We start from the raw sequence: 21669 nt of genomic DNA, 5'->3' as shown, positions 1-21669 counted from the left end.
GGACAGGATGCAAGGAAGCGCCCTGTCCTCTTTGTACATGGAAAATCACTCCGTCACCTTGCTTTGGTTGGCCACAGCCTGTTTTTTTGCCTCTACATGACTCGGATCACCAAGATAGAAGCGTCGTATAGGATCGATATGCTCATCCAGCTCATACACCAGTGGGATACCTGTCGGAATGTTCAAATCCAGCAGTGCAGTTTCGTCCAAATTCTCCATGTACTTGATCAAGGCTCGTAAAGTATTACCGTGTGCGGAAATGATAACCCGGTCCTTTTTGAGAATCAACGGCACGATCCGTTGCTTCCAAAACTCACCAACCCGATGCACAGTGTCTTCTAGGCTTTCCCCGAGCGGCAGCTCCTCCGGCTTAATATGGCGATAACGCTCTTCCCGATGTGGACTCCGTTCATCCTGCTCATCCAACATGGGTGGTCGCACCGTCAAACTACGCCGCCAAATATGAACCTGTTCCTCGCCGTATTGCACGGCGGAATCCAGCTTGCTGAGCCCCTGAAGAGCACCATAGTGGCGTTCATTCAGCTTCCATGACTTCTGCACGGGTATCCACAGATGATCCAGCTCATCCAAGATATGATACAACGTGCGGATAGAACGTTTTAGCACAGAAGCAAATGCCAAATCAAACGTATACCCAGCCTCCTTGAGGATACGTCCTGCCTCGATGGCCTCATGAGTTCCCTGTTCAGTCAGATCGACATCCGTCCAGCCTGTGAACAAGTTTTGTCGGTTATACACGCTTTCTCCATGCCTCACCAGCACCACTTGATACATATACCTCACTCCTCACCTATCTATCCTCTATGTTTTACCCAACTTCTATGTATTTAACGTAAAATGCATTTTTTAAACCGCCTTTTTCATACAAAAAAGGACGACATTCAGCCGCCCTTCTCTTCTCATCCTACTTAAACCATATGCAATAGTCGCAGATCTTAGTCCCTATTACTAAGCTTGGCTAACAGATCCAATATTCGTACATATAGCCACACTAACGTTACCAGCAATGCAAAAGCGCCATACCATTCCATATATTTGGGTGCACCTTGATCAGCTTGTTCCTCAATGAAATTAAAATCTACGAGCAGATTCAAAGCGGCAATGATGACGATAAATAAACTAATGCCAATACCCACCCAGCCCGTTTCATGGATATACGGAACATTCATACCGAAAAAATTCAAAATAAAATCAACCAACGTCACCAGAAAAATCGCCATCGTACATAGGACAACAAATGAGATAAAGCCACGTGTCACCTTGATGATTCGTTGTGTATACATAAAGAGCATCAAGAACAAGATACCCACAGTCAGCAAAATGGCATTAACTACAATTCCAGGGTACTCATACTCCATAAAAGCGGAAACGCCACCCAAAGCAAAGCCACTCAGAATCGCATATACAGGAGAAAGCAATGGAGCCGTTTTTGGAAAAAAGGATATCGCAAGTGCTACGCCTGCCATCCCAATAAAGCCTGCCGTCAGCAACGATAGCACTTCTACGGTTCCTTGGTAGGTCATATACCAGGTAATACTGCTAGAAACGATAAGTAGGACCAGCAGAAGTAACGTTTTGTTCACCGTTCCTCCGATGGTCATACGTTGTTCGCTAGCTTCTCTTTCATCTTCACGTAAAAAGATGTCATCACGTAAAACCGGATTGCTAAAGCTCATACAGGGTACTCCTTTTCGATGTGTTATTTACGATGTCATATGTATATATCGGCACAACCTGAAAAAAGTTTCAGAAAATTTCAAACAATAAAAAAACTCTAACCTTGCCTTTCGGCAAAGCTAGAGTTAGAGGGTCAAGTCGTTACAGATTAAAAATCAGCGGTAGCAATTTGGATAGTACCTGTTACTGCTCCAACTGGAGTCGCCTGAAGAGCAGCTACCAGCAGCAAAGCAACTTCTAACGTAAGGCTGTTGCCCGCTGGGATTACATAAGTGATCACAGGAGCATTGACGCGGGTAACCACAAGATCAACCGGATTGGCACCTGTATTATTCACAGTAATCGTAGCATTACTACCGCCTCTCAGGTTTTCAAAGAAGGACTTACCCACACCAGCAGCAAGATTGTAGAATTGCGAAGGTAAAAGAATCGCCATAGTCTTCACCTCCCTTGCGTTTGATAATGTATTCTATGCTCCCAATCTATCAACGTAACGTTAAGTGTCTCAGTAATAAGACACAATTTAAAAGACTTCTAGATTAACGTACTCTCTATATATTAAAAGGAGTTGCCCTCTCAGATCCTTTGCCTAATCTGCGGACAACCTGTCATTTTGAAAGGTTAAACCATTTTTTTCATATTATAAGCCTAATCATGATAAAATACGTACCATAATGAAAAAGACCCAAGGAGGATAACCACATGAAACAGGAACTGATTGACCGCCTGACTACATATGTTCAGGTGGATACCCAATCCGACGAAAGCAGCCACACTTGCCCCACCACACCTGGACAGCTCACATTGGGCAACCTCCTGGTAGACGAACTGAAATCCATCGGTATGACAGACGTAACCATTGATGGTCATGGTTATGTAATGGCAACCCTTCCCTCCAATACGGATAAAGAAGTGCCCGTCATTGGTTTTCTGGCACACCTTGATACGGCTACTGAGCTAACCGGCGCAGGAGTGAAGCCACAGTTGACGGAGAATTACGATGGAGGCGATATCACGCTGAATGCCTCGCTGGGTGTAGTACTTTCTCCACGTGAGTTTCCCGAATTGACTCAATATAAAGGCCATACCCTAATCACAACAGATGGTACCACCCTGCTCGGTGCAGACAACAAAGCTGGCATCGCAGAAATCATGACAGCAATCCACTATCTGATTGATCATCCAGAAATTCAACATGGCAAAATTCGCGTTGCTTTTACACCGGACGAAGAGATTGGAAGAGGACCTGAACGCTTTGATGTAGCCGCTTTTGGTGCTGAATATGCTTATACAGTAGACGGCGGACCGCTCGGAGAACTGGAGTATGAGAGCTTCAATGCCGCAGCTGCTCATATTACCATTCATGGTGTGAATGTACATCCTGGTACGGCTAAAAACAAAATGATCCACGCTGCCAAAATCGCTATGGAACTGCACAGTAGATTACCTGCGAATGAAGCCCCGGAATATACAGACGGGTATGATGGCTTCTATCATCTGTTGGAGTCTACAGGCACAGCAGAACAAGCCAAACTGTACTATATTATCCGCGATTTTGATCGCGAGAGCTTCGAAAACCGGAAAGCTTATTTGACAAATATCGTAAAAGAGCTCCAGGCTGCCTATGGAGATAACCGCATCACGCTGGAGCTGAGAGATCAGTATTACAACATGAAAGAGAAAATCGAGCCTGTCAAACATATCGTCGATATCGCACATGAAGCAATGACAAAGCTGAATATTGAGCCCATTATCAAGCCGATTCGTGGAGGCACAGACGGTTCACAGCTGTCTTACATGGGACTGCCTACACCGAATATTTTCACAGGTGGGGAGAACTATCACGGTAAGTATGAGTATGTGTCAGTGGACAACATGGTGCTTGCCACCAAGGTTATTGTGGAAATCGCACAATTGTTCGAGCAACGCGGCAAGTGAACCACTTTTACACACACTGACACGTTTAGATTAAATATGAAGGCATATCGTTTCGTAATGGAAACGATATGCCTTTTTTATTGAAGCTCTCATATCCCCTTTAAATTTTCGATACCTTTATAACTTTTATCCGTCTTCAGACCGACAATTATATAAGACTATAAAAAATATATTTAGTAAAGAAAGGTAGGCAGTCCACTTGAATACAATAGATGCATTAATTGTAGCCATTCCCTACATACAACAGGTTATGCGTGAGAAAGTAACCCTTGCTCTCTTCGACCGCACTCACGTTCTTGCTTACACCCAATCAGAGGGTATGGACCTCGGCTTTGAAACAGGCTCGGAGCTGCTGGAGGACTACAAAAATTTTGCCATGCTTAAAAATGGACATGAGGCCAGCTTGACCCACATTCCGGCTGAAGTCCTGGGATATCCTCTTGATATGATCAGTATTCCTGTGTTTGACGATAAAGGGGACGTCATCGCAGCGTTTGCCGCCTCCTATAATTTGACCAACAAAAATCAACTGGATCAAATCGTATCCGAAAACCTCTCCATTACCGAGCAACTCATTGAGATGGTGCAGCATGTAACAGCGCATTCGGAGGAGCTACAGGCTACCAGTGAACACATTTTGAAGAACACCCAAATTGCCGTACAAAACTCGGGTAAAATTAATCAGGTTGCTGTATTTATCAAGGAAATTTCCGATCAAACCAACCTGCTTGGATTGAATGCTGCGATCGAAGCCGCACGTGTCGGTGAAGCAGGAGCAGGCTTCGGTATCGTTGCTCAAGAAGTACGCAAGCTGTCCGTAGAGTCCAAAAAAGCGACGGTCGATATCGAGGGAGCCCTTAAGGATGTACAGAACTCCATTCGTCAGATGGAGCAGGAAATAGAGCAAATTGTTTCTTCTTCTCAAGAGCAGGCGACTCTGGTAGGCTCTTTCACCGAAGTCATGGAGCGTATGCAAAAGGCGAGCGAAACGATGCAACATCTGGCCGATAACCTGACTTCCTATATTGTAAAATAAATAACATCGTTTCTTGGCATGAGAAAGGGAGCGCACTGATCCGCAAATGGCGAAAAAGTGCGCTCCCCTTATTTACACAATCCCTACTGGGTATGACGATCGAAGTCTGAAATCAAGCAGTAAAAGAAAAAACACCATGATTCGAAGGATGCACGGAGTCTAAATCTCCCAATGTATTTCCTATCGGAAGAGCAACACTAAGAAACGCTAAGACCATAGTTATCGAGCTTAATGCCTTTTTCATTATGAAGCCCCCTTAATAAAATGGTTTGGTATTGCTCTTGCTGGGACGGTGTTGCCAAATCTCGGTAAGTTTCGAATAGTGCAACCAATGTTCTAAAATCGGCATCGGCTTCTACCCCAATAGAGAATTGCAGAGAAACAAGGATATAATTCAAGGCAAAGATATACTGTTTCTTTTTCAAATAGTAAATAGCTAATTGGTTGACCAATTTTAAATAATATACGCGGTTGGCTCTATCTTCATAACCTTCAAATATCTCAATATCATCGGCAAACTCGTTCAGCAGTTCATCAATATCCCAATTGTTCAAGTTAGCTGCTTCAGTAATACTAACCAATCCTGGTAGTAGCTCCTCGTCATTGCTATGAAGAAACTGAACATATTCCGGTAAAAGTGCCTTCTTCCCCGAAAGTAAATCAATCATATATAAATTGGCCTTGGCGAGAAAACGGAATCTCTCTACTTCTTCGTGACCGCTTTGATCCAGCCCCATAAACCAGCCCATTTCGCTATACTTCATAATATAATCTCTGGCTTCCTCATACTGGCCTATATTCTGATAATAAATCGATTTCGCTAGATAACTGTAAGCATAATAAAACACCAGCGGGTGTTTGGTGTCCAATGTCTCATACTTGCCGTCCGCAGCATTTCTCAGTTGGGTGTGATACAGGCTTTCAGCCAACGAATGCAAATAATCCGCAACCTTGTTCGCTTCATCCCAATCATTATGCGTGTAGCTGATTCTAAATAACTCGCAAGCTTTATCAAGCGCGTGGCTGTCCGACAACAAATAAATAGCTCCCCTTTGATTCAGGACCTCTTCCACTAAACCCCGCCTCCCTATCCTGAAAATTACGGTCACCCCTAGCCTTGTGGCTATTCTTCAGGGTAGTTATGCTATTAGCCCCATTTTTACATGCCAGTATATTACAAATATAGTCAAAGCCTAACTTGAAGTCAATTTAATCATCGGTACATTCATATTTTTGCAATCTGACATGGATATGTATATTTACGAGTCACGAATAGAGGATTTTCATTATTGAAATAATGCTAAAGAAGACAAAAGATGGGCTCTCTTATGGGTGGTTTTTATGATCTATAGTATCGTCAGGGTAACTACGTTACGAATTAGTGCGTACTTTTCAACCGAATACTGGGGCCTTACAATCAAACCTGTGCACGAAAGCAAAGTATAGAGTACGACTCAACAAAGCATGTACCTGTTCATCCAAATACAAATTCACTTAAGGAGTGAAGTTAATAACATGGAACTTCAATTGGCTTTAGACTTGGTAGATATCCCACAAGGTATTGCATTGGTAAAAGAAGTGGAATCGTATATTGATATCGTAGAAATCGGTACGCCGATTGTCATCAATGAAGGACTTCACGCTGTAAAAGCAATGAAAGAAGCATTTCCCAATCTAAAAGTACTGGCTGACCTGAAAGTTATGGACGCAGGGGGCTATGAAGTGCTGAAAGCTTCCGAGGCTGGTGCCGATATTGTGACGATTTTGGCTGTAGCTGAAGATGCAACGATCAAAGGTGCTGTAGAAGAAGCTAAGAAACAAGGCGGCAAAAAAATCCTGGTGGACATGATCGGTGTTAAAAACCTGGAGCAACGTGCGAAAGAAATTGATGCTTTAGGCGTTGACTACATCTGTGTGCATACAGGCTACGATCTGCAAGCGGAAGGACAAAGTCCGTTCGAAGCATTGCAAACCGTCAAAAAAGTCGTAAAAAACTCCAAAACAGCCGTAGCTGGCGGCATCAAGCTGAGTACATTGGCTGAAGTGGTAAAAGCTCAACCGGATCTGGTTATCGTAGGCGGCGGTATCACTGGCGAAGACGACAAAAAGGCTGTAGCCTCGCAAATGCAGCAGCTCATTAAACAAGGTTAATCCCAATGGAGACCTCTCAATATTTATCCGAGGTAATCAAGGAGCTGCAATTCGTTCCACAGCTAATCAGCGATACCGAATCGGAACAGCTGATCCACTCCATCGCTGCTGCGAATAAGGTATTCGTAGCAGGAGCGGGGCGCTCAGGGTTCATGATTCGCTCGCTGGCCATGCGGCTGATGCATATGGGAATTCAAGCTTACGTCGTTGGGGAAACCGTAACCCCTGGTTTAAGCGAGGGTGATCTGCTGATTATCGGTTCAGGCTCTGGTGAAACCAAAAGCCTAGCCTCCATGGCAGACAAAGCGAAAAAACTCGGGGCCTCACTGGCGCTCCTTACCACCTCCCCCGAGTCCACCATCGGCAAACTGGCCGATATCATCGTTAAGCTGCCCGGCGCACCCAAGGACCCATCCAACAAGAATTACCAAACCATTCAGCCCATGGGCTCACTGTTTGAGCAAACCCTGCTGCTGTATGGCGATGCGTTGGTACTCAGAACGATGAAGCTGCGCAAGCTGACTTCCGAATCCATGTATGGTCAACACGCCAATTTGGAATAAAACTGCTTTTTCCTTTACGATAACAAAGCAGGCTGTCCCTACATGTCCGAGCATGTAAAGACAGCCTGCCTATTGTGTTTAAATGAAGTAAAATCTTAGTTTTCTACTCCTCTGTCTCAAATCATTTATTCATTACTCCCTACTGGCAGCGGCGGCACTTTGGATGGATCAACCAGCGCCCAATATGCATATTTGGCCTTTAACCGTTCATTGAACAGCAGCGGCTTATCCAGCCGGGCAATCGGGAATGTAGTAAGCCACGTATTGCCATCATCTGTCCCCCAAATCGTCACATTGCTGAGATGTTCCTGCTGTCTTGTAAACATATCGAACAGCGCCTGATAACGATGAGCCTGCCGGATCAGTAGAGCTTCAGGAATCGTTTCGTAGCGATCCGTATCATTAGAGTAGAGGCCCATATCCAGCTCTGTGATCTGATTATCCAGCCCGAGTGAAGCAAACTTTTCGATGGATTGCTCGATTTCGGCAATAGTAGGGAACTCCAGGCGGATATGCGATTGGTGACCTACGCCATCAATCGGTACACCTTTGGCAAGCAAATCACGCACCAGATTGTACAGAAAATCCCGTTTCTTCGGTTCATGGGTATTGTAATCGTTAATGAACAACCGCGCGTTTGGCCCCGCCACTTCCCTCGTGACACGGAACGCTTTTTCAATATAATCGGTTCCTGTAATCTGATACCACTTGCTACGGCGCATGCCGTCTGGCTGATCAGGATCAATGACCTCATTCACCACATCCCAATCGGTAATAACATTTTTATAACGAGCGGTAACAGCACGAATATGCGTCTCCAGGCGGTCCAGCAAAAGCTTTTTATTCTCAGCAGTCGGTGTCATCGGCTGTCCATTTTTGTCCTTAAACATCCAATCCCCGGTTTGGTTATGCCACACTAAGGTATGGAAACGAATTTCCAATCCGTGCTGTTTTGCAAATTGCACAATTTGGTCTGCTTCCTCCCAATGGAACTGCCCCTCGGATGGTTGCAAGGAGACAGGCTTCATCGCATTCCCTGCAACGACGCTGTTAAAATGCTTCTGTACCAGTTCCCCGTAAGCCCCTTCGGTCTGGAAAGCCTCAATCGCTGTGCCGATGCTGAACTGTCCCTGATATAATCCATGCAAAGAAGGTATGTCCTTCTCAATCGCCAGCGGCGGCACCAGGGACAATTCGAAATCATCCATATAAAAGGAAGACGTCCCTTCTGGCGATTCCAGGTACATAGAAACGGCATCTGTGTCATGTGCGAGCGTATACGTGCCAGCCAAATGCATCCATCCTCCTGTCGTAATCGCCGTATCGCCTACAATCGTTTCATATGCACTTTGTCCTTGGTAATCACGCTGTACGCTGAGCCTCACCTTGGCAGGCTGCTCACCCGGCGCCAGCTTCACCCAGGTGCTGACCGTATAACGGTTGCCCTTTTGCATCGTGGCCGTCACGTCCAGCTTGGGACCGGCATATGCCTTTTGTCTGCCTGTTGTCAGCAGACTGTATGAGCCGGTCCGTGCATCGGCATTCGAGACCTGCACAGTCTCGGCTCCTAAGCGGGATACCCAGCCTTGGGCTGTGCCATCTTCAAACCCAGATACAATCCCACTTGTAGGATTCGTTGGTGTTACTGATACCTGCCTAATTTCCACCTCATCCACATAGTAGGCCTGAGCGGGATTCGAGTTCTCCACATACAGCTTCAATGCATTCATCTCCCCGGTAAACGTATATCTCCCCTGAAGTTTAATCCACGAAGTATCTGCTGTTTCCGTCTGGGCTACAGTCTTCCATGCTGTAGTCCCCCCTGTCGGCTGCTGCTCCATCGTAAGCTTAATCACGCTTGGAATTGCCGCATTGCCGTCCAGTTTCACATACCCGCTAATTTCATACTCCACATCCGGCAGCAGCAGCGGCTTCACATCCAGCTCTGCTCCGTTCCAAGCCGCCGTACGAGCGGTTGCCTTCAGACTGTGCGTACCGCCATAGGCCGCTTCCGTGACGGATGCAATTTGGGTATAAGCTCCCCGGGGCTTCCAGCCTTCACTGTTTCCTTGCTCAAATCCATACGCTCCAATGATCTTCCCTGCCGATAGCACCTTGTCCGAAACCGACGGAGAATGTTCCATAGACGAAGCTGCCTTCGCTACAGACGTTCCCCACCATCCGATAGGTGATAACAACAGCACTCCAGCCAGTACCAGACAAAAAGGCATATACCAACATGACCGCACAGCAATCCCTCCTGCACTCAAATTTTTGAATTCATATTTGGCACTCTTGGATTATAGTTATCTGCGGATTGGAAACGGCTCTTAGAATGAATGTAAAATATTCACTATCCTTTGACGCCTCCCAAGGTCATACCCTTCACAAAATATTTTTGTAAAAACGGATAGACTAAAATGATAGGCACTGAAGCAACAATCGTCATCGTGGCACGAATAGAGGTAGGCGTAACCGCCTTTGCCAAATTTTCCGACCCTGCAAATTGGCTGGCATAGTCCTGAGCGTTAACGGACGTATTGGAATTTTGCAGAATTTTCATCAGCTCATATTGGAGAGTGCTCCATTGCTCATACGACGAATTGTACAAAAATACATCGAACCAGGAATTCCATTGCGAGACCGCCGTGAACAGGGATACCGTTGCCAGCACTGGCACACACAGCGGCAAAACAATGCGCATAAAAGTAGCAAACTCCCCAGCCCCATCAATACGCGCCGACTCCAAAATTCCCTCTGGCAATCCCTCAATAAAGGAGCGAATGACTATGACATTAAACACCCCGATCAAGCCCGGCACGATGTACACCCAAAAGGTTCCCAGCATCCCAAGCTCACGAATCAAGAGAAAATTGGGGATCAATCCACCGCTAAAATACATCGTTAAAATAAAAGCAATCGAAACAAATTTGCGCAGCACATATTCCGGTCGGCTGATCGTATACGCCACCATTGCGCAGCAAAACACTGAGGTCACTGTACCCGCGACCGTACGTAATACAGAAATCAACGTAGCATGAAAAATCGTCGCTTCCTTGAATACAAATTCATAATTACTCCACGTGAATTCACGCGGCCACAAATAAATCCCGCCCCGAATCGAGTCATTCGCTTCATTTAATGAAACCGCCAACGTATTTAAAAATGGATACAGCGTGAACACCATTAGGCATAGCATAAACACAACATTGCACGCATCAAAAATCCGATCCGAGGGCGCCCGAAATCGCCCGTGTATGGCCTTCCCTTTGCCCATGACTTCCTCTCCTTTCTAAAAAATAGCCTAGCCCTGCACTTAAATCCGATTGATTATTCTTAGAGTTTGTTGGTACTGTTACTTGGAACTATCATTTTGAGTGGTTATATCTAGTGGCAATTGGAGTGAATTATGTGGATTATTTTTGGGACTATAAGAAGTCGTGTTGTAGTTCGTTGGTAAGGTCTTGATGAGGTCCGCGAAGCGGCCTGTTAAAAATCCACTGACCTTCCCTGTAGAATGCATGGGCACGCCCTCTGCTACAACCCTCAGTTCTTAAAAAAGTGACTTTACGGCGGGGTAGTAGCGGAGCGGGCGGAATTGTTCTAAAGAAGCGGAGCGTTCACCTTTATTCCCGGATTTTAACCTATGTTTTTTATTCCAATAAGAAAATCCGGGGATAACAGTGATCGGAAGAACAATCCGCACGCGAAGCGACCTTCTCCCCCGTAACTCACTCTTTTTTAGAACAACCGCTCCTCCCCTAACCGCTTCGCAATATGATTGGCGCTAAACAACAGAATGAAGCTAACCACCGTTTTGAACATTCCAGCAGCAATGGAAAGCGAAAAGTTCCCCATCTGGATACCATATTTCAGGACGAAAATATCTAAGTTTTCCGAGTAATCCACGTTCATGCCGTTGCCCAGTAGATATTGCGGTTCAAAGCCTGATTCCAGCAGATTGCCAATGTTCATAATGAGCAGGATGATAAATACAGGCTTTAATCCCGGCAAGGTCACATGCCAAATCCGCTGAAACCGCCCTGCTCCGTCCATCTCGGCCGCTTCATACTGCGAGGGGTCAATCGTGGTCATCGCGGCCAAATAAATGATGGTATTCCAACCGACATTTTTCCATACCTCCGACGCTCCGAGAATCCCCCAAAAGTAGCTTCCCTCACCCAACCACAGAATAGGTTCCTTAATGAGTCCAAGCCACATCAGCACCTCATTGACAATACCGCCGTCTGCTGATAGCGCCGTACTAATAATGCTGGCCGCAACTACCCACGAAATAAAATGTGGCAAGTAGCTGATCGTCTGCACCACTCGCTTAAATACAATCTGACGAAGCTCATTCAGCAAAATTGCTAGTGTTATAGCGGTAACAAATCCCAGCACCAGATTAATAAAGCTCATCGCCAGCGTATTGCGCATCACCCGCAGAAAGTGTTCATCCTGAAATAGAAAACGGAAATGCTTCAATCCAACCCATTGCTGATCAAGCAGCTTGCGGGCAGGCTTAAAATCCTGGAAGGCAATCGTCCAGCCCCAAAGAGGTAAATATTTAAAAATAAGCAGCCAGATTAAAAAAGGGACGGACATCCATACGAGTGCACGCTGCTGATTCAGCTTGTGTATAAATCCCCTAAAGCCGGTTCGCCGTGAGAGCGGCAAATGGCCCGAGGAGGTCGTAACAGGTGGCGGTGACGTGTAGCTCATAGCTGCTTCCTCCTTTATTTTTTCCCGACCGTCTTGATTTTTTTGGCAACCTCCTTCGTGATCAGCTCCTCAAAGGCCTTCACATCCAGCTTGTTAAACTCGGTGGTGTATTCCTTCCAAATGGCATCAAACTGTGCCGGTGCAGACAGTACCAAGCGCGGGAAATATTTGCGCTGCAGGTCTCCTTTCTTTTGCTGGAAAATCTGCGCAGGCGAGCCTTGATCAACCTGAATGCTCCAGGCTGGGAACCATGGACGCTCGTCAGGTGCGGAAAACATCTGCGAGAAGGACTCTACACCGTTCGCTTTAAGCAGCTTTTTATCACCTTCGGTATACGACATCCGCGCAACCTCAGCCTGCCGTCCGGGGCTAGCCGAGTTGCCGTCGGGCAAGGAAGAACCGTTACCGTACCGCGGCCAGCTGTATTCAAAATATTTGAACCCAAATGAGTCACGGAACGCATCCTCACCCGTCTTCTTAATTTGCTCCTTGGTCCGATAAAAGCGCCCATTTTTATCTACATCATAGGTTTCACCTTTGATCCCCCAGTTGGATAATACCTGGTTTTCGTCGGTCAGCAGATTGTTGAAAAATTTGATGATACGTACCGGGTCCTTGGCACTGACTGTAATTCCGATGCCTCGGTTATTAACAAATGACGACGGATCAAGATACTGATCCTTTATATTCCGGTCGTATACAACAGGCAGCCCTACATATTCCAGATCATCATTACCCGAACGCTTGGAAGCCTCCTGCAGGTTATTTAGAGACTGCCCTGCCTGCCAGCGATAATCGAAAAAGCCCAGCACCTTACCCGAGGTTAGCTTCGCCAAATATTGATCGTAATTGTCTACAAAGGAGGATTTATCGAATAGGCCCTCTGCGTTAAGCTGATTCAGTTCCTGGAGATACCGCTTTGTGATTTCCTCATCTCCATAATCTGTCGCCTGGTGTGTTTTCATATCAATAATCGTGCCGCCATCATTGGGATAGCCTGCCAGATGCATCGGCGCATTCGTAAGCGCATAAAACCTATCCTGCGTGGTTAACGCCAAGTACCCGGTTAATCCCTCGTCTGCATGCTTTTTCGCATAGTTCCGAATCAGAGCCAAGTACTCATCTAAAGTTTTTATTTTTGGGTATCCCGCCTCCTTCAACACTCTACGCTGTATCCAAAAAGCTCCCTGCTCTATATTAGGAGCAGACAAATAATCACCGACCACCGCACTGAACGGCAGGAAATAGATATTCCCATCCTCCGCTTTCATCAGATTGTAGTACGGCCCATATACACGCTTGATATTTGGCCCATATTTATCGATCAAATCATTCAGGGGAATAAAAGCCCCGGCATCCAGCAGTTTATCAATCGTGCCATCAGGTACAATCACGTCTGGATAGTCATTACTGGCAATAAACGTGCCGATTTTCGTATTCGAATCCCCTACCAAATGCTCCAGCTTCCAGTTCACGCCGGTCTGATCTTCCAGTATTTTTCCGATCCGCGTTTCATTGGTATTAATGTCTCTTCCCGCCGTGGCATTAAAATACGTGAATGTGACCTTCTCCTTGCTATCTCCCGACGCAGGCTCCTTACCCGAGCTCCCTGAGCAAGCAGCGATCATAGATGCCATCATAACCATTACCAGACTGATGATTCCGAACCTTTTGCTTGTCATGCCAGACCTTCCCCTTTCGGCCTCTTTTGTCGATTGTGTGTGAATACCAAATTGTAAGCACTTTCATTTTATAAAATGCCGTTCATTTTGTTCACCTGTCAATCTATAGGTGTTACTTAGGAAACTATAGGTCCCGATCCGCCGGAATCATTATACGAATTTCTGTACCCTCGCCGGGTGCGCTGCGAATGACCAGCTTAAAGCGGTTGCCATAGTAAAGTTTTAGACGATAGATGACATTTTGCAGACCTATACGCTCACCCATTTCTTCCTGCCTTTGCATGTAGCCATATAAGCGCTGCACCTGTTCCGAAGACATGCCCACCCCATCATCCCGAACCGTTAGCAGCAGTCGTTCTTCCTCATGCTCAAAAAGAATCTCAATGCGTCCCCCATGCTTTAGCGGCTCAATGCCGTGGATACTTGCATTTTCAACCAGCGTCAGTACGACCATTTTGGGAATCAAATTGTCCAGGTCTTCGGAGCGTGCCTGTACATCGTACTGTATTCGCTCACCAAAGCGATATTGTTGGATTTCCAGAAAACAACGGATCAACTCCAGCTCGTCCCGCAAAGTAACCCGATCCTTGTTCCACACCAGCGAATTGCGGAAAATCCGTGCCATATTATGAATAATGCGGGCTGTCTCATCCTCATGCTTCATCAGGCTTCGCATACGAATCGTCTCCAGCGCATTGAACAGAAAATGGGGGTTGATCTGGCTGTGAAGTGCATTCAACTGGGCGTGCCTACGCTGAATCTCCAGATTTTTTCGCTGAATATCGGCCATATAGACATCGTTAATCAGTCGTTTGATTCTCAGCGTCATCCGGTTAAATTCACCTGTGAGCTGTCCGATTTCATCACTCGACTCCATACCCGGAATGAGTTCAAAATGCTGATTTTTCACCTTCTTCACATGTTTCAGAATGCGATGAAGCCGCACGTTCAGCGAACGTGTAATCCAGATAATGATCAAGGTGGGCAGCAGCATATTCACACAGGTTAACAAGAGCGCAAAATTGCGAGGTTCCTGCATTTCATACAACACTTCATCTCTGGATACCGCAGCCACAATGCTCCAGCCGTTCAGATTATTCGTAAGCACATAATGAGTCTTGAATTCCATGGTGTCATTGGGTAGCTTGAGGGTGCTATAGGCCACGCTCTTATGATTTATATCAACCTTGGGGTCATTTGTATATTCGACTTCTCCCCGTTCGTTAAGCAGAAAGAGACTCCCCTGCAAGTTCAAGTTATTGAAAATCTCCCGAATGGATGACATTCGCAGCTCTATTTTCAGTATTTTTTCACGACCATTTTGGGAATAAAAATAGTTCATCCGTCGAATCAGGCTGAAGGGGTGTAGCTGCTCAGCGGTACTGTCGTCAGTACGGACAAATATAGGCTTGGACTGGCGTCCAGGCGGGATTTGGGTATACCAGGGGAAGCTTTTGACCCTCTCATCTATAAAGCTGATTCCCCCAGAATCCATTAGTGTTGGATTATCGGTATAGATCGTAATTCCACCTACGGATTGGTACACAGGACTGTAAGTATTGTTTAAGATACGACGTAAATAAGAGTCATAAACAGCAATATAGTCAGCAGGGTGGGGATATGTTTCTTCCAACACCTCATTGAGTCGATAATCGGTATAAAAGATAGACGAGATTTCCATCGCATCTTCAAATTCCCGGTAAAATTCAATTTTAATTTGTTCCAGTGCGCGCGTAATATCCTGAATACGCTGTTCTTTCACATTTTGCGAGGTAACATGGTAAAAGATCAGATTGGTCAGCACGATAGGTGTAAAAACACAGAGGAAATAAAGCAGCAGCATTTTATCTCGCAGCCGTATATGATCCAGGATAGTTCTCAGCCTCTTCATTCGCCGGACCTCTCTGGCTCGTACCCAGCACTTAGGCTATTGCGGTATTCACTTGGCGTGACGTGCGCCAGCTTTTCAAACTGAGTCACAAAATAGTCTGAACTGCCAAAGCCCACTCGCTCCGCAATTTCATAAATACGCAGGTCCGTCTGCCGCAGCAGGCGTTTCGCCTCCTGAATGCGCAATTTCAGCAGAAATTCGTTAAAGTACACCCCGTATGTTTTTCTGAACAATTGACCGAGGTATACCGGATTCATGTAAAAGTGAGCCGCAATACTTTTCAGGCTTATATTCTCGGCAGCATGCTGCTCAATATAAGCACGGATGTGCTGGATTCCTCCCTGCTGACATTCCTTGCGCAGCGTCCCAATATATTTTCCACTTTCTTCGGCAAAGGCTGTAAACAATCGTTGGAGTTCACCCAACGACAGATTCATATCCTGCCAGTTTATCATCGGTTCCAGTGACTGAAGTGAGCGCTCATTTCCCTGCATGTTTTGAATGACCCGCACGATACTAAGAACGCATTGATGCAGACTCATTTTCATAGCCTCAGGAGCATAATACTCTTCCCGAAAGCTGCTAAATAAATAACCTACGGTCGCGCGTAGCTCTTCCAATTGGAGTTCCTCCACCTGCTCTGTCAAGCTATCCAGTACGTCCTGACGAATGGTCCTATAGTGGAGGGATGGCATTTCATCCTGCAAATAGACAACAATACCGCTAGGGTCATGAATGTATTTATGAAGCACTGCTTCCTTTGCACTGGCATAGGACTGCTGGATATCCCGCAACCGATTCACAGGACTTCCCGCATAAACGAATACCCGAATTCCCAACTGGTTTTTTACTGACTCCATCCCCTCTATCTCCTGTTGTAGCGCTTTCATAAACAATTCTACTTTGGCTCCAAAACCCTCTAAAAAGAAGTCCGGTACGATAAGACCAACCCGGTTACGATGCTCATGGACATAGAGAGGGTACTTGCCGTCCATTAAACGATGAAGCGCTTGCTCTATAAGCTCCCTGAACTGGAAAAGCGATAGCATGACACCATCGTCACCAGAGCGCCAAGGATGCTGATCATTCAGCTCAACAAGTACATAGTACATACACGTGGCTTCTCCAAGTCGCAGCTGCTGCTCCCAATGTGTCACCACTGCATCATCCACTGGGTTCATCATCATCGTCTCTAACAGCCCGCCTGTAAGGTGGTGTTGATATCGCTGCGCGTTCTGTTGCTCACGGTGCAATCTTTCACTCAGCTTGCGCAGTGTAGCCGAAAAGTCCTCATCATCAACCGGCTTGAGTATAAAATCATGCACTCCATAGCGGAGTGCCTGCTGTGCATAAGTAAAATCACTGTAACCACTCATGATAATAAAAGCAGGATGTTGGGTACCCCGTTCGAGTACGGATCGAATCAGCTCTAATCCATCCAGCACAGGCATACGAATATCGGTAATGATCAGATCCGGGTGAAGACGACTGATTAGCTCCAGCGCATCCTCACCATTATCAGCTTCTCCCACGATTTCAAAGCCACAGGTTTCCCAATCCACAAGTTGAATTAGCCCTTTGCGGGTGAATATTTCATCATCCACCACAATGGCTCGATGCAGCTTCATAACCTGCCTCCTCCTTTCAATGAAACGTTATTTTATTGGGGTTGACTACTTCGCGGGCCTTGTACGATATCCCAGCTGGAGAAATATGGCCTTTGCAACGTATTGTGGCACTTCGAGAGCAGTTTGTACAGACGGGATTTCATCATAAGGTCGCTCCAAAGCGTGAAAACTATTGCCCCCAGCTGCTTCCTCGCCGAACACAACCGTGACCTACAGTGACTTGTTGATGAACAGACATCCAGCGTTGTCACAGATACAGTCATCCAGCTCAGAGGGGAATGTATAGTCTATTTCGGGGTGTGGCTCTCCAATAAGAAAGCCGCTTGGTCATTTAAACCAAGCGGCTTTCTTATATTTGGATTGCGTTTTCTCTTCTTGTTATTTCTATACTTTATACATTTTGTGCGTAGCTTTCACTTGGCGTTTTGGTCAACACCACATGCAGGCTGGAGTTCGCTCCCGCACCACCACGATAGGAAAAGTGCTCATCTCCGGTAATATGGATCATATCCCCTTGGACAACTTCCGTTTCTTCACCATTTACAGTTACAGTACCGCTTCCTTCAAGAACGAGCAAATATACATTCGCTCCTGGATGATTATGTGTTGGCAGCTCAGCATGAGGGGTGAAGTTGAGAATAAAAATAACATTGTCGGCTTCCTTATGCACAATTCGTTTTGTAAATGCAGCTTCTTTATATTCCTGAAATTGAATGAGGTTTGATTTTTTCATGTGGATTCACTCTCCTGTTTGTAATTGGATTGGGCCTATATAGTCTTATTGTATTTGATTATTACGCTCTTCTTGTGATTGCGATCACAAATATAAATTTAAGTCATAAATACTTTGAAATATTCAAAAATTTGATTTCAATCATCTTTTTCACCATCACATCTAGCTAGAATCAAATTGTGTTAGACAAACCAAAACAACAGGAGGTTATTCCTATGAAACCAGGATTTAAGCTGGCAAAGAATATATATTGGGTAGGAAAAATTGATAATCGTGAGGTCCCCTTTCATCGGCTTACCCTATCTAAGGGTACAACTTATAATGCATACTTACTAAAAACCGGAAAACCAACCATTATAGATACCGTAGATATGGCGTTCGGTAGAGAATTTGCCGAAGCTGTAGCGGAATTGATCGACCCGTTGGATATTCAATATATAATCGTCAATCACACGGAACCGGATCACTCCGGCGGGTTGGCGGCCCTTGCTTCCAAGGCAGCAAACGCCACCATTGTCTGCACTGAGATTGCCGTTCCAGAAATTCAGCAGATGTACAAGCTCCAGCATCGGAACTTCCTCGTAATCAAAGACGGGGATCAACTGGATATTGGAGGCAAGACACTGCTATTCAAGGAAACACCTTATCTCCATACAGAAGAAACTATGATTACGTATTGCATCGAAGACAAAATCTTGTTCCCTTGCGATATTTTCAGCACACACGTGGCTGTAGAACATCTATTTGCCGATGAGGCCGGCTTTGATATCACCGAGGATTTTATCGGATATTATCAGGCTATTATTCATCCTCATCGCAGATATGTGCGTACATTAATCGAAGCTGTATCTGACTTGGATATTGAGATGATTGCTCCTTCCCACGGCTTCGCGATCCGACATGATATTGCCAAATTTATTGATTTGTACGCATCGATGAGCACCGAAACCAAGGATGATAAAAAAGTAGCGATTATTTATGCCACATTGAAGAACAATACCAAAAAAATGGCAAATATTCTGAGAGATTGCTTTTTGGAGAACCAAATCAAGGTGGAGCTATGGGATGTAGATAAAGCGGATGAAACCGAGATATTAAATAGTATTACCTCAGCTGATGCTGTTTTCGTCGGCAGCTCTACCAAATATGCCGACATGACAGGCAAATTGGAAGATCTGCTGCAACAAATGCAAAAGATGAATCTGGAAGGTAAGCTTGCTGCCGCCTTTGGTTCCTACGGCTGGAGCGGTGAAGCCATTGAGGTCGTACAGGATTACTTGAACGGTACTAATATGAAAGTCCAAAGCACTTCAGATGTAATCAAGTCAACGGGTATGACGCATGTGGAATTTCCGGTACGCATTCGCTTCTCTCCTACAGAAGATGAAAAAGTGAAAAAAATAAAAAATGCTGCTGAATTTGTCTCAGATCTGCTGCTTAGTGTTATTTAGCGCAGAAAGCTAGAGGAATAGGAGAGATGCCGAATGGATAACCAACATTACGTTATAATCGGAGGCGGCGTGGCCGCTATCAACGCGGCAAAAGCAATTAGAGATCATGATGAGTTAGCCGAAATTTCGATTTACGGGGAAGAATCCCCCCTTCCGTATAACAGAGTCAAGCTTTCCAAGGCGCTATTTACTGACTTGCATAGCGACAAAATCCTGATCAAAAAAGAAAAATGGTTTGCCAATCAGCGGATTAACGTTTATTCCGGCATAAAGATCACCGCGATACACGCAGAGGACTGCACCATCGAAACAATAAATGGACAAACTGTTGCTTATGACAAGCTGTTGCTGTGTACAGGAGCCCACAACCGTAAGCTGGTGCTGGACGGAGCTTCACTAAGGAACGTTCACAACATTCGGTTTCGACAAGATGCAGACAGACTTAAAGCGGAATTGCGAGAGGGAGACCGGATATGTATCGTCGGGGGCGGTATTCAGGGTGTAGAAACCGCCTGGTCCTTCCAGCAAGCCGGATATGCCGTCACCATTCTGGAAGCTTCGCAACGGCTGATGCCCCGTCAGCTAGATGAAAAGGCATCCGCTATTTTGACCCGCCGAGTAATCGAACAGGGCACCCAGGTATGCCTTGGACAAGGCGTAAAGCGTATTACAGGCACGGAGCATGTAGAGGGCGTAGAACTACAGGACGGCACTGTTATTCCCTGTGAACATGTCGTGTATTCTATCGGCATTGTACCTAATACGGAGCTTGCTCGCCAAATCGGTCTTGATATCAGACAAGGCATTCAGGTGAATGCGCAGATGGAGACCAGCTTCCCCAATATATACGCAGCAGGTGATGTAGCCGAGTTCCACAATAGAGTAGATGGATTATGGGAAAGTGCTATGGAACAAGGGAAAATAGCAGGCACTAATATGGCGGGCGCCTCCGCAGCTTACCAGCGTCCCATTCCTGCCACCCTGTCCAACAGCTATGAATGCCCCTTGTTTTCCATCGGTCTGGTAGATGAACAGGCCTGCGACAACAGCCTGACCCGTGAAAATCAAGTTTCTTATACACGTATGTTCATACAAAATGGCTCTATCTGTGGCGTGATTGGCTTCGGAGATGCTCTTGCTTCACTTCCATATAAAGCAGCCATTACCCAAGGACTAAGTCCGGACGCACCAGAGCTTACAAAAATTTTAGATGACAAGGAGAATTAACAATGAAAAAATATGTATGTCAGCCCTGTGGATACGTTTATGATCCTGCTATAGGTGACCCTGATGAAGACGTGATGCCAGGTACAGCGTTCGAAGACCTTCCAGAGGACTGGGTTTGTCCAGTCTGCGGTGAGGATCAAAGCCATTTTGCCCCTATAGATGATACAAAATAACAAGAACACACTATACTTTTTAGTTTCCGGTTGATGAATGGAGTGAATGAATGTGAATGAAATGTCCTGCCCCTGCCAGTGCGAACAGGAGCCCTGTGCCCGCAAAGTGCCTATCTTTTCCTCTTTGTCCTGCGAAGATTTGTGCAAGGTTAGCTCCATGATCCGGCACCGAAAATATCAAAAAGGCGAGGCCTTGATTGTCGAGGAACAGGCATCGGATACGCTGTACATTATTAAAAGCGGACATGTCAAGCTGCTGAAGATGACACCTCAGGGGAAAGAGCAAATTCTACACATTCTGACTACTGGCGATTTTTTTGGTGAGTTGAACATATTTAATAACGACGAGCTGAGTAATTTTAGTGCGTACGCCTTAAAGGATACTGATATTTGTATGCTCACCAAGGATGATATGGAGGAGTTGATCCGCAACAATCCCGATATCTCTTTGAGGCTACTTAAAACGATTACCAAACGCTTGGCACATACTGAAAACCTGGCTCAAAGTCTGGCTACCAAAGACCCGGAAATCCGTATTGCCTACATGATTCTCGAACTCGGACATAAATACGGCAAGCCAGACGGCTCCAATATTAAAATAAATCTCCCCCTTTCACGCGAAGAGATGGCTAATTATGTGGGTGTGACACGTGAAACCATCAGCCGCAAGTTCGGAAAATTTGAACAACTGGGGATTATTCATATCAAAGGTACACGAGAGATTACCATCTGCGATGTACAGAAACTGAACGAATATATGGATTAAATAAAAAACC

Annotated in this window: 19 protein-coding genes; 8 read left to right on the top strand and 11 right to left on the bottom strand. The window is 45.7% G+C overall.

Going from position 1 to position 21669, the window contains the following annotated elements:
- Positions 1 to 45: 45 nt before the first annotated feature.
- From gpmA to G7035_RS09605, 3 genes are all read right to left on the bottom strand, one after another.
- A complete protein-coding gene (gene gpmA / locus G7035_RS09615; RefSeq protein ID WP_016822688.1) occupies positions 46 to 795 on the bottom strand; it encodes a 2,3-diphosphoglycerate-dependent phosphoglycerate mutase in 750 nt (249 codons plus the stop codon).
- Between the two features lie 161 nt (positions 796 to 956).
- Positions 957 to 1697, bottom strand: a complete 741-nt coding sequence (locus G7035_RS09610) for a Bax inhibitor-1/YccA family protein (protein WP_019688938.1) — start codon at positions 1695 to 1697, stop codon at positions 957 to 959.
- Between the two features lie 149 nt (positions 1698 to 1846).
- Positions 1847 to 2134 (bottom strand): hypothetical protein, encoded by a 288-nt coding sequence (locus G7035_RS09605; protein ID WP_019688939.1) that lies wholly within the window; start codon positions 2132 to 2134, stop codon positions 1847 to 1849.
- 266 nt (positions 2135 to 2400) lie between these two features.
- Here G7035_RS09605 and pepT point away from each other — a divergent pair, with 266 nt between their 5' ends.
- On the top strand, positions 2401 to 3636 hold the full coding sequence (gene pepT, locus G7035_RS09600) for a peptidase T (protein ID WP_016822686.1): 1236 nt from the start codon (positions 2401 to 2403) through the stop codon (positions 3634 to 3636).
- A gap of 199 nt (positions 3637 to 3835) precedes the next feature.
- Positions 3836 to 4672, top strand: coding sequence for a methyl-accepting chemotaxis protein (locus G7035_RS27820; RefSeq protein ID WP_016822685.1), 837 nt, complete (start codon positions 3836 to 3838; stop codon positions 4670 to 4672).
- Positions 4673 to 4869: 197 nt separating this feature from the next.
- On the opposite strand, the gene G7035_RS09590 is transcribed toward G7035_RS27820, so the two are convergent.
- Entirely contained in the window at positions 4870 to 5745 is an 876-nt protein-coding gene (locus G7035_RS09590) for a hypothetical protein (RefSeq protein WP_019688940.1), read from the bottom strand.
- A 442-nt stretch (positions 5746 to 6187) separates the two neighbouring features.
- Between G7035_RS09590 and hxlA the strand changes: the two genes are divergently transcribed.
- Both hxlA and hxlB read left to right on the top strand, forming a co-directional pair.
- Complete coding sequence (hxlA, locus tag G7035_RS09585; RefSeq protein WP_013312540.1) at positions 6188 to 6823, top strand: 3-hexulose-6-phosphate synthase; 636 nt, start codon at positions 6188 to 6190, stop codon at positions 6821 to 6823.
- Between the two features lie 5 nt (positions 6824 to 6828).
- A complete protein-coding gene (hxlB, locus tag G7035_RS09580; RefSeq protein WP_016822682.1) occupies positions 6829 to 7386 on the top strand; it encodes a 6-phospho-3-hexuloisomerase in 558 nt (185 codons plus the stop codon).
- A 125-nt stretch (positions 7387 to 7511) separates the two neighbouring features.
- Here hxlB and G7035_RS09575 read toward each other — a convergent pair whose 3' ends face one another.
- The 7 genes from G7035_RS09575 to G7035_RS09545 all read right to left on the bottom strand — a co-directional run bounded on the left by G7035_RS09575 (position 7512) and on the right by G7035_RS09545 (position 18042).
- Positions 7512 to 9617 (bottom strand): endo-1,4-beta-xylanase, encoded by a 2106-nt coding sequence (locus G7035_RS09575; RefSeq protein ID WP_019688941.1) that lies wholly within the window; start codon positions 9615 to 9617, stop codon positions 7512 to 7514.
- A gap of 122 nt (positions 9618 to 9739) precedes the next feature.
- Positions 9740 to 10663, bottom strand: a complete 924-nt coding sequence (locus G7035_RS09570) for a carbohydrate ABC transporter permease (protein ID WP_016822680.1) — start codon at positions 10661 to 10663, stop codon at positions 9740 to 9742.
- A gap of 464 nt (positions 10664 to 11127) precedes the next feature.
- On the bottom strand, positions 11128 to 12108 hold the full coding sequence (locus G7035_RS09565) for an ABC transporter permease (protein WP_016822679.1): 981 nt from the start codon (positions 12106 to 12108) through the stop codon (positions 11128 to 11130).
- 14 nt (positions 12109 to 12122) lie between these two features.
- On the bottom strand, positions 12123 to 13790 hold the full coding sequence (locus tag G7035_RS09560) for an ABC transporter substrate-binding protein (protein WP_019688942.1): 1668 nt from the start codon (positions 13788 to 13790) through the stop codon (positions 12123 to 12125).
- A gap of 124 nt (positions 13791 to 13914) precedes the next feature.
- A complete protein-coding gene (locus tag G7035_RS09555; protein ID WP_019688943.1) occupies positions 13915 to 15681 on the bottom strand; it encodes a sensor histidine kinase in 1767 nt (588 codons plus the stop codon).
- Entirely contained in the window at positions 15678 to 17309 is a 1632-nt protein-coding gene (locus G7035_RS09550) for a response regulator transcription factor (protein ID WP_019688944.1), read from the bottom strand. Before G7035_RS09550 ends, G7035_RS09555 begins: the two co-directional genes overlap by 4 nt.
- Before the next feature lie 391 nt (positions 17310 to 17700).
- Complete coding sequence (locus G7035_RS09545) at positions 17701 to 18042, bottom strand: cupin domain-containing protein (RefSeq protein WP_019688945.1); 342 nt, start codon at positions 18040 to 18042, stop codon at positions 17701 to 17703.
- Between the two features lie 215 nt (positions 18043 to 18257).
- Between G7035_RS09545 and G7035_RS09540 the strand changes: the two genes are divergently transcribed.
- The 4 genes from G7035_RS09540 to G7035_RS09525 all read left to right on the top strand — a co-directional run bounded on the left by G7035_RS09540 (position 18258) and on the right by G7035_RS09525 (position 21659).
- Positions 18258 to 19493, top strand: coding sequence for an FprA family A-type flavoprotein (locus G7035_RS09540; protein ID WP_019688946.1), 1236 nt, complete (start codon positions 18258 to 18260; stop codon positions 19491 to 19493).
- A gap of 33 nt (positions 19494 to 19526) precedes the next feature.
- Positions 19527 to 20720: an NAD(P)/FAD-dependent oxidoreductase gene (locus tag G7035_RS09535; RefSeq protein WP_019688947.1), complete on the top strand. Its 1194-nt coding sequence runs from the start codon at positions 19527 to 19529 to the stop codon at positions 20718 to 20720.
- Between the two features lie 2 nt (positions 20721 to 20722).
- On the top strand, positions 20723 to 20893 hold the full coding sequence (gene rd / locus G7035_RS09530; protein WP_016822672.1) for a rubredoxin: 171 nt from the start codon (positions 20723 to 20725) through the stop codon (positions 20891 to 20893).
- Positions 20894 to 20954: 61 nt separating this feature from the next.
- Positions 20955 to 21659 (top strand): Crp/Fnr family transcriptional regulator, encoded by a 705-nt coding sequence (locus tag G7035_RS09525; RefSeq protein ID WP_044786998.1) that lies wholly within the window; start codon positions 20955 to 20957, stop codon positions 21657 to 21659.
- Positions 21660 to 21669: the final 10 nt, after the last annotated feature.

This window comes from Paenibacillus polymyxa (assembly GCF_015710975.1).
In the GTDB taxonomy this organism is placed as follows: domain Bacteria; phylum Bacillota; class Bacilli; order Paenibacillales; family Paenibacillaceae; genus Paenibacillus; species Paenibacillus polymyxa.
Note: the sequence above shows the minus strand (reverse complement) of the source record. Positions and strands in the feature narration are given on the sequence as shown.

Excerpts from the sequence above, each read along its gene's own strand:
- gpmA (WP_016822688.1), bottom strand. The coding sequence starts at position 795 with ATGTATCAAGTGGTGCTGGTGAGGCATGGAGAAAGCGTGTATAACCGA.
- G7035_RS09610 (WP_019688938.1), bottom strand. The coding sequence starts at position 1,697 with ATGAGCTTTAGCAATCCGGTTTTACGTGATGACATCTTTTTACGTGAA.
- G7035_RS09605 (WP_019688939.1), bottom strand. The coding sequence starts at position 2,134 with ATGGCGATTCTTTTACCTTCGCAATTCTACAATCTTGCTGCTGGTGTG.
- pepT (WP_016822686.1), top strand. The coding sequence starts at position 2,401 with ATGAAACAGGAACTGATTGACCGCCTGACTACATATGTTCAGGTGGAT.
- hxlA (WP_013312540.1), top strand. The coding sequence starts at position 6,188 with ATGGAACTTCAATTGGCTTTAGACTTGGTAGATATCCCACAAGGTATT.
- hxlB (WP_016822682.1), top strand. The coding sequence starts at position 6,829 with ATGGAGACCTCTCAATATTTATCCGAGGTAATCAAGGAGCTGCAATTC.
- G7035_RS09575 (WP_019688941.1), bottom strand. The coding sequence starts at position 9,617 with ATGCCTTTTTGTCTGGTACTGGCTGGAGTGCTGTTGTTATCACCTATC.
- G7035_RS09570 (WP_016822680.1), bottom strand. The coding sequence starts at position 10,663 with ATGGGCAAAGGGAAGGCCATACACGGGCGATTTCGGGCGCCCTCGGAT.
- G7035_RS09565 (WP_016822679.1), bottom strand. The coding sequence starts at position 12,108 with ATGAGCTACACGTCACCGCCACCTGTTACGACCTCCTCGGGCCATTTG.
- G7035_RS09560 (WP_019688942.1), bottom strand. The coding sequence starts at position 13,790 with ATGACAAGCAAAAGGTTCGGAATCATCAGTCTGGTAATGGTTATGATG.
- G7035_RS09555 (WP_019688943.1), bottom strand. The coding sequence starts at position 15,681 with ATGAAGAGGCTGAGAACTATCCTGGATCATATACGGCTGCGAGATAAA.
- G7035_RS09550 (WP_019688944.1), bottom strand. The coding sequence starts at position 17,309 with ATGAAGCTGCATCGAGCCATTGTGGTGGATGATGAAATATTCACCCGC.
- G7035_RS09545 (WP_019688945.1), bottom strand. The coding sequence starts at position 18,042 with ATGAAAAAATCAAACCTCATTCAATTTCAGGAATATAAAGAAGCTGCA.
- G7035_RS09540 (WP_019688946.1), top strand. The coding sequence starts at position 18,258 with ATGAAACCAGGATTTAAGCTGGCAAAGAATATATATTGGGTAGGAAAA.
- G7035_RS09535 (WP_019688947.1), top strand. The coding sequence starts at position 19,527 with ATGGATAACCAACATTACGTTATAATCGGAGGCGGCGTGGCCGCTATC.
- rd (WP_016822672.1), top strand. The coding sequence starts at position 20,723 with ATGAAAAAATATGTATGTCAGCCCTGTGGATACGTTTATGATCCTGCT.
- G7035_RS09525 (WP_044786998.1), top strand. The coding sequence starts at position 20,955 with ATGTCCTGCCCCTGCCAGTGCGAACAGGAGCCCTGTGCCCGCAAAGTG.